This window comes from Sphingomonas jatrophae (assembly GCF_900113315.1).
Classification (GTDB): Bacteria; Pseudomonadota; Alphaproteobacteria; order Sphingomonadales; family Sphingomonadaceae; genus Sphingomonas_P; species Sphingomonas_P jatrophae.
Genome location: NZ_FOZG01000002.1, coordinates 576337 through 591958 on the forward strand (window position 1 = coordinate 576337; position 15622 = coordinate 591958).

The 15622-nt window shown below is 63.8% G+C and carries 15 protein-coding genes; 3 read left to right on the plus strand and 12 right to left on the minus strand.

Annotated features, from left to right (window positions below):
* Positions 1–31 precede the first annotated feature (31 nt).
* From BM360_RS12025 to BM360_RS12055, 7 genes are all read right to left on the minus strand, one after another.
* A complete protein-coding gene (locus BM360_RS12025) occupies positions 32–1024 on the minus strand; it encodes an alkaline phosphatase family protein (protein WP_242653465.1) in 993 nt (330 codons plus the stop codon).
* Positions 1021–3762, minus strand: coding sequence for a nucleoporin FG repeat-containing protein (locus BM360_RS12030; protein WP_093314938.1), 2742 nt, complete (start codon positions 3760–3762; stop codon positions 1021–1023). The genes BM360_RS12025 and BM360_RS12030 overlap by 4 nt, the downstream gene beginning before the upstream one ends.
* A 112-nt stretch (positions 3763–3874) precedes the next feature.
* Entirely contained in the window at positions 3875–4459 is a 585-nt protein-coding gene (locus BM360_RS12035; protein ID WP_093314940.1) for a recombinase family protein, read from the minus strand.
* Positions 4460–4659: 200 nt separating this feature from the next.
* Positions 4660–5142, minus strand: coding sequence for a c-type cytochrome (locus BM360_RS12040; RefSeq protein ID WP_058734567.1), 483 nt, complete (start codon positions 5140–5142; stop codon positions 4660–4662).
* A 12-nt stretch (positions 5143–5154) separates the two neighbouring features.
* Positions 5155–6390 (minus strand): molybdopterin-dependent oxidoreductase, encoded by a 1236-nt coding sequence (locus tag BM360_RS12045; protein ID WP_093008089.1) that lies wholly within the window; start codon positions 6388–6390, stop codon positions 5155–5157.
* Between the two features lie 89 nt (positions 6391–6479).
* Positions 6480–7631, minus strand: coding sequence for a TDT family transporter (locus tag BM360_RS12050; RefSeq protein WP_093008091.1), 1152 nt, complete (start codon positions 7629–7631; stop codon positions 6480–6482).
* Positions 7628–8500 (minus strand): LysR family transcriptional regulator, encoded by an 873-nt coding sequence (locus tag BM360_RS12055; protein WP_058733710.1) that lies wholly within the window; start codon positions 8498–8500, stop codon positions 7628–7630. Before BM360_RS12055 ends, BM360_RS12050 begins: the two co-directional genes overlap by 4 nt.
* A 146-nt stretch (positions 8501–8646) precedes the next feature.
* Between BM360_RS12055 and BM360_RS12060 the strand changes: the two genes are divergently transcribed.
* Positions 8647–9714 (plus strand): molybdopterin-dependent oxidoreductase, encoded by a 1068-nt coding sequence (locus tag BM360_RS12060; RefSeq protein ID WP_058733711.1) that lies wholly within the window; start codon positions 8647–8649, stop codon positions 9712–9714.
* Positions 9711–10223 (plus strand): MgtC/SapB family protein, encoded by a 513-nt coding sequence (locus tag BM360_RS12065; protein ID WP_093008093.1) that lies wholly within the window; start codon positions 9711–9713, stop codon positions 10221–10223. Before BM360_RS12060 ends, BM360_RS12065 begins: the two co-directional genes overlap by 4 nt.
* A 51-nt stretch (positions 10224–10274) precedes the next feature.
* Here BM360_RS12065 and BM360_RS12070 read toward each other — a convergent pair whose 3' ends face one another.
* The 4 genes from BM360_RS12070 to BM360_RS12085 are packed head-to-tail and all read right to left on the minus strand — an operon-like array spanning position 10275 to position 13407.
* Positions 10275–11045, minus strand: coding sequence for an anti-sigma factor family protein (locus BM360_RS12070; protein ID WP_058733713.1), 771 nt, complete (start codon positions 11043–11045; stop codon positions 10275–10277).
* Positions 11042–11551, minus strand: coding sequence for an RNA polymerase sigma factor (locus BM360_RS12075; RefSeq protein WP_093008095.1), 510 nt, complete (start codon positions 11549–11551; stop codon positions 11042–11044). Before BM360_RS12075 ends, BM360_RS12070 begins: the two co-directional genes overlap by 4 nt.
* Position 11552: 1 nt before the next feature.
* Positions 11553–12992, minus strand: coding sequence for a YncE family protein (locus tag BM360_RS12080; RefSeq protein WP_058733715.1), 1440 nt, complete (start codon positions 12990–12992; stop codon positions 11553–11555).
* Position 12993: 1 nt separating this feature from the next.
* Entirely contained in the window at positions 12994–13407 is a 414-nt protein-coding gene (locus tag BM360_RS12085) for a DUF305 domain-containing protein (RefSeq protein ID WP_479725489.1), read from the minus strand.
* A 185-nt stretch (positions 13408–13592) separates the two neighbouring features.
* On the opposite strand from BM360_RS12085, the gene BM360_RS12090 reads away from it, so the two are divergent.
* Entirely contained in the window at positions 13593–14159 is a 567-nt protein-coding gene (locus tag BM360_RS12090; RefSeq protein ID WP_093008097.1) for a recombinase family protein, read from the plus strand.
* Here the strand turns inward: BM360_RS12090 and BM360_RS12095 are convergent.
* Positions 14126–15475 carry a transposase gene (locus tag BM360_RS12095; RefSeq protein ID WP_207544588.1) on the minus strand — a complete coding sequence of 450 codons (1350 nt, stop codon included), beginning with the start codon at positions 15473–15475 and terminating at the stop codon, positions 14126–14128. The two genes, BM360_RS12090 and BM360_RS12095, sit on opposite strands and share 34 nt — an antisense overlap.
* Positions 15476–15622 lie beyond the last annotated feature (147 nt).

Consider the following 15622-nt stretch of genomic DNA (forward strand, 5'->3'; position numbering starts at 1 on the left):
CTCTTTTTTTGATGCCATGTCGGCGCAGTCCTTACTTGGTAATCTCGATGAAGGGTGACAGGACTTCGAGTATCGAAAGGCCGCCGTGCGTCATTGTTGGATAGCCACCTGGGCTTTTCCATTTCCAGCGACCTAGCGCGAGCCGGTAGTCTCCGTGTGGGCCGGAAATCGGCATCGCCACGGGCGGTACGAACGGGCCGCACTCGCCCTGACCTTTCACGCTTCGGCCGCTTGAGAAAGTCGCTTTCAGGAACTGGCCAACCTCGCCGTCAGCGTCGGGGAAGTATCCTGTCGCGGCATAACCGTGATCCGAAGTGACAACTAGGCGGCGCCCCGTGGCAAGCCTCTCAACGAATGACCAAAAATCGGGATCGCGTAGTTGTTCCGCTGCATCCCGGGTCAGGGTGTCCAAGCCTTGCCCAGCGACCGCTCCGTCATGAACCTTACTGTCCGGCCAGTGATGCCAGAACACCCAATTCTTCGCCGCGCTTATCAGGCGTTCGCAGTCCTCCCACGGCATGTCGACGCTTTCCGTGGCCGTTGGTTGGAGCTTGTGCGATAGCCCTCCCCCGTCGTTTTGAAGCTGGCTGCGGCTTCCGAACCCCAAGGCTCTGGCAAACTCGTTTGTTTCGCCGGGAAGTTCGGATGCGAAGGCATTTACCTCATGGATGACGAAGCCCCGTTCTCGAGCGCCCTCAAGAATCCAAGGCAGCTCGCGCAGGGATAGCCCGTCAAGGATGAGAATGGCTTTGGCACTGTACGGCTCCGCCCACCAGCGCACCAGGCGCGTGGAGTTGCGCTCAACGGATGTGGCAAAACTCTGCCATAAATCCCAAGCTGCGGCAGATAGGAAGTGATCTAGCGAAGCGATCTCGCGCTCGCGCTTTACTATCTCGCTTGGTGCGCTCGCCGGCGCAAGGGATTTGCTTGCGACCGACAGCGCCCGATCGACTATAACCCGCCAGGCATCCTCGTCGGAGCCTTGAACCAAGCCCTGCACGATGGCCGCATCGAAGGCCATCATTCGGCCTCCTTCTCGAGCCTGATCTCGAAGGTCATCCCGTCCGGCAGCTTTTTGAGCAGCTCCTTGAGCTGCGCGCCATTGGCTGCGGAAATCCTGATAACGACATCCGAGACCTTCGTGGCGGGGCCAATGCCCCAGCCTTCAAGTTTCCCGATGAGGTTCAGCGACGAGGTAGCAGGGGCGCTATACGCGTCTCGAGGCCTTTCCGCGGAAGCGTCAGGTGATCCGAAGATGTTACCAAGGGGAGCCGTACCCCCCTCCCCGAAAGGGCTAGGATCGACATGACTGTCGGTTGGCGGATTCGGGGCAGCAGGTGGGAAGAGTCCGCCGCTCTGCGGCGCGCTTACCGGCTGTGATGAAGCGGGCGAGCCCCCCGTGCTGGGGGCGGCAGACGGCAACATGAGCGTGATTTCATCCAACTGCCGTCCCGTGAAGGCCAGCTTAGGGCGCAACCGTTTCCAAGCGAGATCGCCGTCCTCCCCAGGATGAGCTTGGAGCAATTCCATTCCGCGTAAATTGATCGCGATCCTACCCCGCGCACAGAGGCGCAGGATGCGCTCCTTCATCATCGTTTCGCCGAGCCACGGAATGCAATCCAAACCTGCTGGGCGCGGTTCTTGCAATTCGCGGAGGAGCTTACCGACAGCGGTGTTTTCTGCCGCTGCTTCGAGGGCAAGATCCTCGAAATCCTCAGGCACGAAGAGATCGTTGATAAGCGTCTCTTCGATCGCGTCGGGTATCTGAGAGCCTTGCCTTTTCAGCACCTCAACATTGAACATGCACTGACTGGGGTCTGCGTAGTTCCACCGGTGTAAGACCGCAAAGCGATCAAAGCGCTTCTTCAGCATATCGCGAAGAGCGCTCTGATATTCGCTATGGAGCTTACGATACTCTGGGTTTTGACCGCTCCATTCTTGCGCCTTCATTTCGGCACGCGCCAGAATGAGAAGGTCGCGGTCCTGAAAGGCGTTTGATGAACCGGTTACAGGAAGTAGGAATCGCACCGTATTACGACGCGTCTGGAGATGGTCCTTGAGCCAACGCCCCAAGGAGGGGCCAATATTCTCCGGCTCTTCAGGGAGTACGAGGACAGGAAGCCTATCGTCCCAGCGGTCAGGCCTTTCGGATTCCTCCAATTTAGACCAGGGATCGCTTTGCCATGATCGAGGCAAAGCAATGACGCGGAACTGCTTTGCGACTTCATCGGCCCCACCGATAACATACCGTATCTGTTTTGAGAGTTGTGCCTGATCCGAACCGTCCGTGAATAGCTTATCGTTTCGCGCGCACGCCATCAGCTTAGCGCGTGGGTTCTCCTCCTCCCGGAAAACAAGACGCATTCCATCTTGATGAATGTTAAAGCTATTCTCGACAATAGTTGAGAGTTCAGCTTGGAAAGCATTGTCATCAACAGCTATCGAATGGGTGATATCGACTTGCAATGTCGCCGGCTCGGCGCCGGCCATGTTGCCGACAGCAATTGACCGAAGCCACAGGGCGCCGATCACTTCCTGGAGATGTGGAAGAAGCTCCGCGTGTCTGGGAATGGCCTCCGTCACAGAGATAATGTTTTGCTGTGCCTTCGCGCGCAGGGTGCGATGATGCTCATTCGATACGGAATCCAGCAGCGCCCCAATACCCGAACCGTCGTCATCCAGTCGGAAATCTGCGGCTGTCAGGATTGGCGAACTCTCACCCCGGCTTTTGTATAGGTTCGCCAGAATGCGGATCATGTCGCGTGTTTCCTGAGCGTCCGTAGCGATCAGGACCTGCTCTTCCAGCAGGCGGAGTAGATGCGGCGCGAATGGCCAAGACTCAGCAAATTCGTTGCGTTTCCGCTCCTGCTCCGCGGGCGGCACGTCCAACAGGCGGAAGCTTTGCACCACATGGGTATTAATCCCGGCTGCGATCGTCGCGGTTGGGATTTGCAGCCTGTTCTCGAAAAGGCGGTGCAGGAGCATCCGTCGCCGATCTTGTTGGATGCGCTCGGCGTTGCCTCCCGCCTGGAAGTCGATCGCGACAGGATTGACCCTATGCACCTGTTGATAGGCATCGCTACTACCGTTCCGAACGGAAATCACGAGAACGAGGAGATCAGGCCGCTCTTTCGCGACTTCAGAAAGAATCTGGATAAAGTTGAAGGCCCAGACCTTCCAGGGATATTGCTTCGTGTTGGTCAGGCCGTCGAACCAAGTCTGAAACTCGTCGAGCAAGAGCATCGTCGGAGCTTTCTCAAGCATCTCGACAATGAGCTGGTCGGAGGGGATGTCGGTCTTGGCTTCGCCCATCCCCTCCCATTTGCCCTTGATATAGATCCCGTGCGGATGCCGGTCGAAAAGGAGATCCCAAAGGAACTTATAACGCTGCCTATGAAGGCTCTCGCCGATCACCGTCATGGGATCGCGCAATTGGATAGTCGCGAGGTTGGGATCGCCGAGCGTTGTCGACCAGCTATTGAGCCAAGACCGAGTAGAGTCTGGATCATTCACCGAATGGTATAGGGCCGCCATAAGGTGCGACTTGCCGAGCCCGCGTTCGCCAATGACGACGACCGGGCGCCCTTTCCCCGGCCCAACCGCATCAATACCCTTCAACAGATCGTGGGTGGGATAGGTGATGTTGAGAAATGCCTGCGCCGCAATCTGCGTCGCGCCGGTATGGGAATCATTGGAAAGCTCGATAGCAGTGCCCTTCAGGCGCTTGCTCTTGAACTCATCGCGAAGCGTTAAACCCAGCATATTCAGATATTAACCCCCGTCTGGCGGATAGCTGTCACTCCGCTCTCCAGCCTTGTCACTTGCATCAGTAGTGAGGCCGAGAATGGCAGAAAATCGAGTAAGCGGGAGCACATCAGTCAACGGCCATGTCGACGTTTATGGCCTCCTGCTCCGGTGCCGGGAGGTGACGATAGAGGGTGGGAACCGAGACGCCGATCGTCGGCGCGATTTCTCTTATGGTCATCCCAGAAGCGAGGAGCTTGCGCGCCGCCTCGAGCCGCTTAGGTGTCATCACCGTCTTGCGGCCGCCTACCCTTCCTTCGCGCCGCGCCACAATTAGCGCGGCCGTCGTGCGTTCGCGATTCAGATCGCGCTCCATCTCCGCCATTGCGGCAAGGATGTGAAAGACGAGCTTGCCGGCAGTCCCTGCCGTGTCGATCCCGTCGGTGATCGAGCGCAGCCCGATGCCGCCGTTCGCCAGCTCGGCCGCGAGGTCGACCAACCCCTTCATGGTCCGACCGAGACGGTCGAGCTTCCAAACTACCAGCACGTCGCCGGAGCGAGCGTGCGACAACGCGTCCGCCAGCCCCGCGCGGTTCGCCTTGGCGCCGCTCGCCTTATCGGAGAAGGTCCGCTCGCAGCCGACGTCGCGCAACGCCTCGAGCTGAGGCGTCAGATCCTGTTCGGGTGTCGAGACCCGGGCATACCCGATCAGCATGAGGTCTTCTCAAAACTCATCCGCGCCGCCTATCACGAGAAGAACCAATCGAGAAAGTGCTTTGATAGGGCTTTGAAGGTTGCTAGACGTTCTCACATGATCGCGTATCAAAATCGATCGGGGCTGTTGAAAAAGGCCGTAGCTCCCCGAGCTGCCCGTCCCGATTGGGATGGTATTTCGGGATTATGGAAGTAGATCGGTTAGCCGGTTCCACCTGAGACATCAGGAGCCACTTTGGGGTCTGGGTCCTGCGCCTTGCCGGTCGCGGGTGCCACCTTCTGGCTCGGCATAGCGGTGAGATAAGCAACGATCGCATCAACGTCCTTCTCGGCCACCGGCGCCTTGTACACCTCACGCATCTTGGTGACGGTCGCCTTCCACTGGTCCGCCGATAGCGCAGGCTGGGTCAGCGCCATGCTGGCCGAGTGGCACGAGGTGCAGTTGGCGTTGATAACGTCGGCGTGCGGGCCGTCGGGATAGGTCGCGTCGTCGACCGGCAGGTCAACGCTAGTTGAGGCAAGCGAAAAGCCGCGCGCCGACACGCTGGCGGGCGGCGCCGGCTCGGACGTCTCGGATATCGGAACGGGCGCCTTGCGGCTGCTCGGCGCGCCGATCGAGACGAGGATGATGCCGGTCAGGCCGATCAGGCCAGCGGCCAGCACGCCGGGGGAGAGGGTCTTCATGCTACTCGCTCCTCAAGCCGCGATGATGGTGGTGGTCTCAATGTTGCCGCGCATGAACCCGCCCGGGTTCCAGATCGGCTTCATCGGCTGGGCGACGCCGTTGGTATTCCAGCAGCGCACCATGATGGGGTTGGGCCCGCGTCGCAGCGGCACGCGACCATCCCAGCGCCGGAAGCTGTACCTGCCCTCGTCCGCGCCGAGCGTCGTCCTGTACCAGGTGCGGCCACCGTCCGACGACACATCGACCTTGGCGACGCCGCAATCGCCGCCCATCGCGATCCCGCCGACCGGGATCGATGCCTCATAGGCTATCGTCTGGCCATCGGGCAGGCTGGTCATCCAGCTGCGCGGGATCATGCGGTTGATGGGGACAGTCGGGAAGTCTCTGGCGCCGGGCGCGACATTCGCGCCCGGCGTCGCGGGGATCTTGTAGGCCTTGGCCATCCAATACTGGTCGTCAGGGCCGGGCAGTACCTCGATCGCGTTCAGCATCTTGACCCAATAGGTCGAGTACCAGCCCGGCACGATCAGCCGGCAGGGAAAGCCATTGAGGAGCGGCAGCTGCTCGCCGTTCATGCCGAAGGCGATCATCACTTCGCCGTCGCGGGCATGGTCGATGTCGAGCGCCTTCTCAAAGTCAGGGGCGCCCGCCACGACCGGTTGATCGAGCGCACCGAAGCGCACCTGCACCGCGCCTGTCTTGACCCCGGCGAGGTCGAGCACGTCGCGCAGGCGCACACCGAGCCATTTGGCATTGCCCATCGCGCCGTTGCCCCATTGCGCGCCGGCAACACGTGGCTGGAACAGCCCACGGCTGTTTCCCGAGCATTGGTTGACCGCCGCCATCTCGACCCGCGGCAGGCGCAGCAGCTGGGCGAGGCTGATCGACAGCGGTCGGTTGACGTGGCCGAAGACGTTGAGGCGGAAAGTCTCGACATCGATCGAGGTCGGGATGTCGGCCCAGTGCCAGCGGACGAAGAACTGGTCGTTGGGCGTGAACACCGACTTGTCGAACACGTCCATCGGCGTTTCCAGCAAAGGCGGATGGACACGCTGGAGGATCATGCTGCCCTTGCCGGGAAAGGCGCTGGTCATCGGCCGTTCGGCATTGCCGCCAGGCAGCTTCAGGTCGACGAGCTGCTGTGCCAGCGCAGGTGCTGCGGCAAGGCCGGCGCTGCCGAGCGCGGCATGCCTAAGAAAGCGGCGACGGCTGGTCTCACTCGCCAGCCCGGCGTCGAAATTGTCCATGACAAGGCTCTCCTGTGGCCAGCCACGCTGGCGGATCGAAGGGGCGTTCTGCAAGTGATCGAACCGACTGATCCGATCACCACGGCGGATCAGTTCGGGGTGGCGATGCAGGGCGAGACGAACAGGTTGCCCCGCCATGCGCCAGCCAGCGTCTTGGCACCGACCAGCAGCCACATCGCCGCAAGCGCGACTGTCAGCACCGTGCCAGCTATGCCGAAGAAGCCGAGGTTCAGCGTCGTGCCGAGGCGGAAGGTGGCGACGGTGTAGACGCCGAGCGGAAAGGTATAGCCCCACCAGCCCAGGTTGAACGGCACACCAGCGCGCCAGTAGCGGATGGTGATAAGCGTCGCGAGCGCCAGCCACCACAGGCCGAAACCCCACAGGCAGAGTCCGGCGACAACGCCGATCCCTTGAGCGACGCTACCGACATCGGCCAACCCGTGCGCCGCGAGGATCGCCGGCGCATCTGCCCCGAGCACCAGCATGCCCAGAGCACCCGTGCCGATCGGCCCCAGCGCCAGCCAGGAGGATGCCGCCATGCTTTCATGCGGCAACTTATGGAGTGCCATGCGCAGGATGAGGATGGCGAGGATGCCAAACGCGACCGGCACCGAATAGGCCCACAGCACATAGGAGGTCGCAAGCGTGACTAGCTGCGCGTGGGGATCGGCCAGATGCGGCGCGAGCAGCCCGCCGCTGGCACCCGCCACTTCGGCAGCGACGACCGGCAGCAGCCATACCGCGGTCATGCCGTCCAGGCTATGCTCGTGGCGGGTGAACATCAGGTACGGGATCAGCACGCCGCAGGCGAGCGACATGGCGACGTCGATCCACCACAAGACCTGCGCGACCGGTACGATGCCATTCCCGAACCGCGCGATGCCGAAGGCGAGGCAGCCGTTGATGATTGTCGCCAGCCCCATCGGGATGGTCCCGATGAACATTGACACGGTGTTGTGCCCGAAGATGCGCCGCGCCTCATGCCCGAACATCACCCAGCGCGCGCCATAGAGGCCGGCGAACAGCGCGAAGAGTGCGATGTTGAAGAACCACAACACCTCGCCGAATGGCTTCAGCGAGGGTCCAATGCCGGGTACCTGCGGCAGTGCGAGCGCGAGGATGCCCGTGCCCATCGTCGCGGCGAACCAGTTGGGCGTGAACTGGCGGATCATCTCGCGGGGGTGATCGAGCCGGCTGAGCGGCTTGAGGCCGCTCAGAACGGAGTGCGTGTCGGCAGTCATGCGACCTGCTCCTTGATGAGGTCCGTCAGCGCGTCGGCCGCGCGGGTGCGATAGCGTTCCTTGTGGCGCAGCGCGTGAAAGGCGCGGTCGGGCAGCCCGAGCGGCAGCTCGACAAGGTCACCGGCCTTGAGCGCACGAGCTACGACCAATCGCGACAAGACGGCAACGCCGGCACCGGCCTCGACCGCGGTACGCACCGCCTCGTTGGACGGCAGCGTCATCGCTATCGTCAGCTGGGCCGGATCAAACCCGCGCGTTCGCAGCACGTCCTCGAAGGTCGAGCGCGTACCGGATCCCAGCTCACGGACGATCCAGCGTTCAGTGCGCAGCCAGGCCTCGTCGACACGTTCGGCGTCCTCGCGGCCGACCAGCACCATCGGATCACGCCCGACAGTCCAGTGGGCGAGTGCCGGTTCGTCCACCTCGCCCTCGACAAAGCCGAGTTCCGCCGCGCCGCTCAGGACCTGCGCTGCCGCACCTTCGGTGTTGTCGATCGCGAGCTCAACCGCGATCTGCGGGTGGCGTTCGTGGAAGGCGGCGAGCTTTGCCGGCAACCAGTAGCTCGCGATCGTCTGGCTGGCGACGATCCGCAATGAACCACGGGCAAGCCCGGCATAGTCCGCCAGCATCGTCTCGGCATGCGCTGCCCGCCCCAGCACCGCGCGCGCTTCCTCCAGAAAGCCGCGGCCTGCTTCGGTCAGCTGGATGCCACGCCCGACGCGGTGAAACAGAGGAACCCCGTAGCGCGCTTCGAGGGCAGCAATCGCGCCGGAGGCAGCAGACTGCGTGACGTTCAGCACCTCCGCTGCCTTGGTGACGTGTTCGCGCTCCGCGACACCGACGAATATTCTGAGCTGCTCCAGGGTCATGCAGCTTATATCGCGCAATCTGATCGATACGACCAACCGTTTGATCTGCTCATTCCAATCTGGATATCGGAACGATCGGCAGCCTTTCGTCTGTGATGGTCTTGAAGACTTGAAGCGATCCGCGTGCCCGCGGCGTTTGTTCGTCCATGACCGATATGATCGAGCGCAAATCCGATCCCTACAACGCCGAGCCGACGCCCAGTGCGTTGATCGAGCGGTTCCTGACGCCGCAGGCGCTGTTCTACGTGCGCAGCCACGGGCCAGTGCCGGATCTGCCCGCCAATCATCGGATCGAGGTGAGCGGGACGGGCATGGCGAGCCGCTCTTTCTCGGTAGAGGAACTGAAAGCTACGTTCCCCACGCGGACGGTGACGGCAGTTCTCCAGTGCGCCGGCAACCGGCGCACTGACCTCCAGCAGGTCGGAAAAACGTCGGGTGATCCTTGGGATGTCGGCGCGATCGGCAATGCAGAGTGGACCGGCGTACGCCTGGCCGATGTGCTCGATGCGGTCGGCGCACCTGATGCGTCCGACCTGTTCGTGGCGTTCACCGGCGCGGACGAGGTGGACGTGGAGGGCGAGGAAGCCTTGTTCGGGGTATCGATCGCCATGAGCAAGGCGCGGCAGCCCGACGTCCTCCTCGTCTGGGCGATGAACGGCGAGCCGCTGACGCCCGAACACGGCGCACCGCTCCGCATGGTGGTGCCGGGCTATGCCGGCGTGCGCAGCGCCAAATGGCTGACACGGATCGAGGTGCGAGACATGCCTTCCGACGCACCGATCCAGGCGCACGACTACAAGCTGTTTCCCGCCGATGTGACGAGCGACACCGTCGACTGGAGCCGGGGTCTGACCATCAATGCCATGCCGCTCAACGCCGCGATCTGCGTGCCCGGCTCTGGCGAAAGCCTGCCGGCCGGGGAGGTGCGGATCGAGGGCTATGCCATCGCCTATGATCGCCGCGTCTCTCGGGTCGAAGTGTCGGTAAACGGTGGTCGCGAGTGGCAACAGGCGACGTTCGCCGATGATCCGGAGACGCACTGGGGTTGGCGGCGCTGGACCCTCGACGCCACGCTTGCCAAAGGTCGCCAGCACCTTGTCGTGCGCGCCTTCGACGGGGCTGGACAGGGACAGCCCGAACGGCCGGACACGATGTGGAACTTCGCCGGCTATCTGTGCACCGCCTGGCATCACGTCCACGTGCTGGTCGAATGATCGAAGCGTCAGGGGCATCGGACATCGGCTTCTGGATCGATGCGATCGGGCGGCTGGTGGTGGCGACCGCGGCCGGGATGGTGCTCGGCTGGGAACGCTCGCGCGAGAACCGGCAGATCATGGGCTTGCGAACGCTGGGTCTGGTCGGTCTGGCGAGCTGCATCGCCGTGCAGGCGGTCGTGCATAGTGGCCTGCCAAATGTAAACGCCGACGCCGCAGGGCGGGCGATGCAGGGCATTCTGACAGGCGTCGGTTTCATCGGTGCCGGCGCGGTGCTGCGGGTCGGCCAGGGTCAGGAAGTGCATGGATTGGCGACCGCCGCGTGCATCTGGGTGACGGCCACGATCGGCGCGGCAGCGGGGTTGGCAGTGTGGCCGCTCATCATCGGCGGGGTGAGCCTTGCAATGCTCGTCCTGTTCGTCGGTGCGCCGCTGGAACGCCGCATCCGCGAGCGGGCTCGCCGGACGCCGGCCGAGGCCGACAGGAAGGACGTCGAGCGCAAGCCGTGATCCCGCTGGATCGCCCGGTGCCTGTCGGCGTCGGGAAGCGGCAAGGTGCAATCAGGACACCAGCGCCGCATCGGCCTGGCGCCGGACCTCGTCGGCGATCGGATGCAACTCGGCCGCGGGTCGCTCGCCCACCACACTATAGCCGATCCCATCAACCGCCCATGTGACCCGGCCCATGGTCCCGCTGGACGTGCTGGTCATGCTCGCGGTCTTGTCGATCTGCATAGGCCTCGTCAGCACCGCGAGTTTCGACGCTTGCGGTCCGTCGTAGAGGAGCAGTGCCGCAGGGCCGTGAGGCGTCGCGACCAATCGCCCCCCGCCATAGCGATAGCCGGCTGTGCTGAGGTCCGGGATGGTGACGCGCTCACCCAGTCGGGCGGAGGTCCACCGGATCAGCATGGCGCGCTGGTCGGGGCCGATTTCCGCCGGTCGTATCCGGTCGGCGGCATAGACACGGAAATTGTCACTCGCCTCGTTGGCCAGCGCCGCGATGCCCGCGCGGGGTTCACCGCTCCACCGCGCGCTCGACCAGCCCCCGCCAAACCCCAACGCCAGCAGAAGTGACGCGGCAATGGCGAGTTGCCAACGCGGTTGCCTTTGCCGTCCCCTGATCGCTGCCACGCGCATCGTCGCCGGAATGGGTTCGTCCGCGATCGTGGTGAACAGGGATGCGAGGGCTCGCGCCTGCTCCGCCTGCTCCCGCAAACGGGCATGCAGATCCGGCTGGCCTTTAAGGTAGGCGTCAACCAGGCGCTGCCGCTCGGGCGACAACCTGCCATCGATCCATGCGGCCAGATCGTCCTCGCCGATCGGGCTGGTCATTGCACGCTCCTCAATCGCGGCCGTTCACCCTCCCGGAGGAGTGTCGCCAGACGGTCGCGCCCCCGCGATATGCGCGACATTACCGTGCCCAGCGGCACGCCGGCTACGGCAGCGACCTCCGCATAGGGCAGGCCCTCGACCGAGACCAGGAGCAGCACCGTTCGCTGTTCTTCAGGCAACGCATCAAGCGCGCGCAGCAGGTCGCGGTGGTGCAGGCCTGTGTCCTGATCGGCCGGGCGGCCGAGCGCGGCGTCGTCCACGAGGTGGAGCGGAACCGCCGTACCTCGCCGGCTATGCTGCCGCTGATGATCGACCAACAAATTGTGCAGGATCGCATAGACCCACGGGCGGACCTCCGCACCCCGTCGCTGTCGCCAGCGCCCGACCGCGCGCTCCAGGCAATCCTGCACCACGTCATCCGCCATCACCCGGTCGCGCAACCACGACCGGGCATAGCGGCGCAGCCCGGGGATCAGCGGTTCGATCGCGGCGGCAAGCGGGTCCATCTCAGTCGCGCTGCACCTGCACGATGCGCCCCGGCGCGCCGTTCACCACCTCCGCAACCGCCAGAAAGCGCCGGGGTGTCGCGGTGCTGCCCTGAACGATCTGCCGGATCGGACCCGATGCGTTGACGATCGCCGCACCTGCCGGGTTGCTCATGAAGTTCGCAAGCGGCTCTACCGCACCACTGCCGTCCGCATTGGCGGTCAGCACGAGCATGTAAGGCTTTTTGGGCTGCAAACCGGTAACGGCACTTTGCACGACCTGAATGATGCCCTGGTCGAAGAGGGTGATGCTGCTTGCTGTACCTTTGCCGCCGATCGGCCCCATGGTCAGATGCAACGCCTTGCCGGCCGTGCCGAGCGGCTGGAGATTGTCGGTGCCGGGGCCTGTCGGAACTGCGTTCGACACATAGGCGATCGCCTGCGGTGCCTGTCCGACCGGCACGGTGGCAACGACCGTGTTGCCAGCGGTGTCGATCGCGGCGAGCTCATCGGCATTCTCCAGCCCGACGTAGATGCGCCGGCCGTCGCCCGATGGCCAGACACCGTGCGGCATCTTGCCGACCGGGATGGTGGCGACGGGCGCGAAGTCGGATGTGCGGAACACCTTCACCGCATTCTCTCCGCCGACCGTCACATAGGCGAACTGCCCCTTGGCCGTGCGGGCGAAGTTGACATGGTTGGTGATCGGCCCGGTATCCAGCACCTTCAGGATCGCGAAGGGTGGTCTCGCATCGAATGCGACCGTCTTGCCGATGTCCTTCAGCGTGAACCACACCTGCTTGCCGTCCGGCGTCGCGGCAATATTGGGACAGAACGGGCTTGGCTGTGCCACCTGTCCGACCTGCGCGTGGGTCGCGACATCGAACACGGCCAGCACCGGATTGAACGACGAACAGACATAGCCGTACCGGCCATCGGGAGAGAAGATCGTCATGCCCGGACCACCGGGCGTCTTGATGCGCCCCGTCTCCTTGTACGTCGTGGGGTCGAGCACGGCGATATAATCCTCGCCGCGGACCGTGACCCACACCTCCTTGCCGTTTGGCGTGAAGAACGCCTCGTGCGGACTGCGCCCGACATAGGTCGTGTGTTTGACCGTGTTGGTGGCGGTGTCGATCCACGACACGGCGTTCGATCCGATCGACACGACCGCCAAGGTCTTCCCGTCCGGCGAGAAGCCGAGGCCGTGGACCAGCACCTGTCCCTTGTAGAGCGGCGAAAAGTTCATCGGCTGCGGATCGCCGAGCTTGATGACGCCGAGCAGCCGGTTGTCGGCCGGGTCCGTCACCGACACCGTGTTGGAGAATTGTTCAGACGCATAGACGCGGTCGCGGTGGCTGACGGGCATGTCCTTAGCGTTCCACGGCGCCTGCTGGGCCATGGCGAGGCCCGGTGCGGCGCTCATCAGCAAGGCGGCCGAGCGCAGGATGGTCCGGATCATGTCAGTGCTCCATAGGGCTATGGTGGTCGCCGCCCTGCGTCGGGGCTGGCGTCGAAGGGGGTAGCGGCTGACCGATCGCCAGCTTCATGGCGGCGATCTCCTGCTGCTGGTCGATGATGATCTCCTGCGCGATGCGCTTGAGCTGCTCGTTATGGCCATAGCGCAGCTCCGCCACCGCCATATCGATGGCGCCCTGATGATGCGGGAGCATCATCGCCACGAAGTCGCGGTCGACGTCGCCGGACGGCTTGACCATCATGCCCGCCATCATCCGGTCCATCGCGGCAGACACTATGCTGGCGTAGCCATCGGCAGGGGAGGCCGCGGCTGCGCCTGTAAGTAGGGCCGGAGCAGTCAGACCCAGCATCCAGTTTCGTCTATGCATAAGCCTCCGGCGCATCAGTCCTGAAAGCATAGACGACGCTCGCCCGGGTTTATTCCATGGGTGAGCCGGTTATCAGCCTTCCCGATTGGGAACGTTCAGCGGGACGGTCGGCTGGGCCGCCTCATAGGGCCTCAACAGCAGATTTCGCTTTCCCAAAACCTGTTCCCGAAATATGAGTCCCGAAACTGGCGGTTCGGGATGGAGTTACGGGACAAGTGCTGATCGGCTATGCGCGTGTCTCGACCGCCGATCAGGATCTGACGCTGCAAACCGATGCGCTGACCAAGGCCGGATGCGAGAAGCTGTTCACCGACAAAGCGAGCGGCGCGAAGACGACCCGACCGGGCCTGACGGAAGCGCTCGACTTCGTGCGGGCCGGCGACACGCTGGTGATCTGGAAGCTCGACCGGCTCGGCCGCTCGATCCAGGGGCTGATCGAGCTGGCGGCCGACCTGTCGGCACGCAAGGTCCATTTCCGTTCGCTGACGGATGGCTTCGACACCTCCACGTCCTCGGGCCGACTCCTGTTTCACATACTCGCCTCGGTCGCCGAGATGGAACGCGAGCTGATCAAGGAGCGGACCATCGCCGGGTTGGCGGCAGCACGGGCGAAGGGCGGCACCGGCGGAGGCCGCAAATCGGTGATGACCCCCGACATGCTCGACACCGCGCGCAAGCTGCTCGCCGCGGGCGACAAGCCCGCCAAGGTGGCGAAGCTGCTTCAGGTCGGTCGTTCGACCTTCTACCGTCACTTCCCCGCGAGCGAGCGGGAACCGGCATGATCGGGCCTAGCCAGCAGCAGCAGGTTGAGCACCGCCGCGCCGATCAGAAACTCCTCTTCCGCGCCTCGGATTCCGCGGAGATGCAGCCGCCCCATGCCATGCTTCACCTTTGCATCGGCGAACAGGCGCTCGACCCCTCGGCGCAGCCGCATGGATCGTTTGAAGAGACCGGTCCGCATCTGGGCCCGGGCAAGGTCGCGGGCATCCTCGTTCTCCATGCGACACAGGGCACGCCCACGAGCGCTCGTGCATTGCTGGCGCAGCGAACACGCCCGGCAATCGTCAGGTCGCGCCCTGTAGCGGTGCACTCCAGTGGGTTGATGGAAGCCGCGGTGCGCCAGTGCTTTGCCCGCAGGGCAGGTGAAGCAGTCGCGACCGCGATCGTAGGTGAACGCTTCGCGCGGGAACTTGCCCCTGGTCTGTTCGGAGCGGTCGATCACGGGGATGTGAGGCAGCGCGCCCTGGTCGCGCACGAAGGCGAGAAACGCGGCGCTCCCATAAGCCTTATCCGCGGCGACCCGCTTGGGCCGATAACCGAACCGATCGGCAGCTCGCGCCAGCATGTCACGACCCGCCGCCACCTCTTCCGCGAAGCGGGCGGGGGTTGCCTCGACTTCGAGCGCGGCTCCGCCTGGCGTGTCGATCATGACGTTGAGGGCATAGCCGAACCGCCCTCGCACCGTTCGCGCCGACCAGGCCGCCGCGGGATCGGTCCGCGAAACACTTGGGAAACCCTTGCCCGTCCCGGTCAGCGGCTCCGGCACCCGCGTCCGATCGGCAAGCCACTCGCGCACAGGGCGACTTGCCCTGCTCGCGTCGGGCAGATTGGCCGGCAAGACCTTGCGCTGCCAGCTCGCGTCCGCGGCGATAAACGAGGCGTCGATCGCAGCGTCCTTGCCGGAGACCAGCCCCTTCGCAAGGCAGCGCCGCACCGTGTTCTCGAACAAAAGCCGGAACACGCCGGCGTCTCGAAATCGCCCGTGCCGGTTTTTGCTGAAGGTGGAGTGGTGCGGGACAGCCGCGCCGGGCGCCAGACGGCAGAACCAGCGATAAGCGAGGTTGTAGCGCAGCTCCTCGCACAACCGGCGCTCGGACGTGATCGCATAGATGCGGCCGATCAACGCCATACGGATCAGCAACTCGGGATCCACCGACGGCCGACCGCGCGCACTGTAGTGCGACGACAGAGCCGCCCTGAGCTTGCCCATTTCGAGCAGCCGGTCCACGCGCCGGAGAAGGTGGTCACGCGGCAACATGGCTTCTATGGTGCGGGAACCGGGTCCCGACCGCCCACGGTCGCAGCTCGTGCCCATCATGGCCTCACTCCCTCAACCCCGGGAGTGCAACACAGGGGTCAGGTCAACGTGTCCGGTGTATTTCAACAGCCCCGATCGTTTGTGAGACAACTCTAGTCTGGCGCTTTACCCGCAGTCGCCGGTCATCCGAGCAGACCTAATCCGTTC

Excerpts from the sequence above, each read along its gene's own strand:
- BM360_RS12025 (WP_242653465.1), bottom strand. The coding sequence starts at position 1,024 with ATGATGGCCTTCGATGCGGCCATCGTGCAGGGCTTGGTTCAAGGCTCC.
- BM360_RS12030 (WP_093314938.1), bottom strand. The coding sequence starts at position 3,762 with ATGCTGGGTTTAACGCTTCGCGATGAGTTCAAGAGCAAGCGCCTGAAG.
- BM360_RS12035 (WP_093314940.1), bottom strand. The coding sequence starts at position 4,459 with ATGCTGATCGGGTATGCCCGGGTCTCGACACCCGAACAGGATCTGACG.
- BM360_RS12040 (WP_058734567.1), bottom strand. The coding sequence starts at position 5,142 with ATGAAGACCCTCTCCCCCGGCGTGCTGGCCGCTGGCCTGATCGGCCTG.
- BM360_RS12045 (WP_093008089.1), bottom strand. The coding sequence starts at position 6,390 with ATGGACAATTTCGACGCCGGGCTGGCGAGTGAGACCAGCCGTCGCCGC.
- BM360_RS12050 (WP_093008091.1), bottom strand. The coding sequence starts at position 7,631 with ATGACTGCCGACACGCACTCCGTTCTGAGCGGCCTCAAGCCGCTCAGC.
- BM360_RS12055 (WP_058733710.1), bottom strand. The coding sequence starts at position 8,500 with ATGACCCTGGAGCAGCTCAGAATATTCGTCGGTGTCGCGGAGCGCGAA.
- BM360_RS12060 (WP_058733711.1), top strand. The coding sequence starts at position 8,647 with ATGACCGATATGATCGAGCGCAAATCCGATCCCTACAACGCCGAGCCG.
- BM360_RS12065 (WP_093008093.1), top strand. The coding sequence starts at position 9,711 with ATGATCGAAGCGTCAGGGGCATCGGACATCGGCTTCTGGATCGATGCG.
- BM360_RS12070 (WP_058733713.1), bottom strand. The coding sequence starts at position 11,045 with ATGACCAGCCCGATCGGCGAGGACGATCTGGCCGCATGGATCGATGGC.
- BM360_RS12075 (WP_093008095.1), bottom strand. The coding sequence starts at position 11,551 with ATGGACCCGCTTGCCGCCGCGATCGAACCGCTGATCCCCGGGCTGCGC.
- BM360_RS12080 (WP_058733715.1), bottom strand. The coding sequence starts at position 12,992 with ATGATCCGGACCATCCTGCGCTCGGCCGCCTTGCTGATGAGCGCCGCA.
- BM360_RS12085 (WP_479725489.1), bottom strand. The coding sequence starts at position 13,407 with ATGCTTTCAGGACTGATGCGCCGGAGGCTTATGCATAGACGAAACTGG.
- BM360_RS12095 (WP_207544588.1), bottom strand. The coding sequence starts at position 15,475 with ATGATGGGCACGAGCTGCGACCGTGGGCGGTCGGGACCCGGTTCCCGC.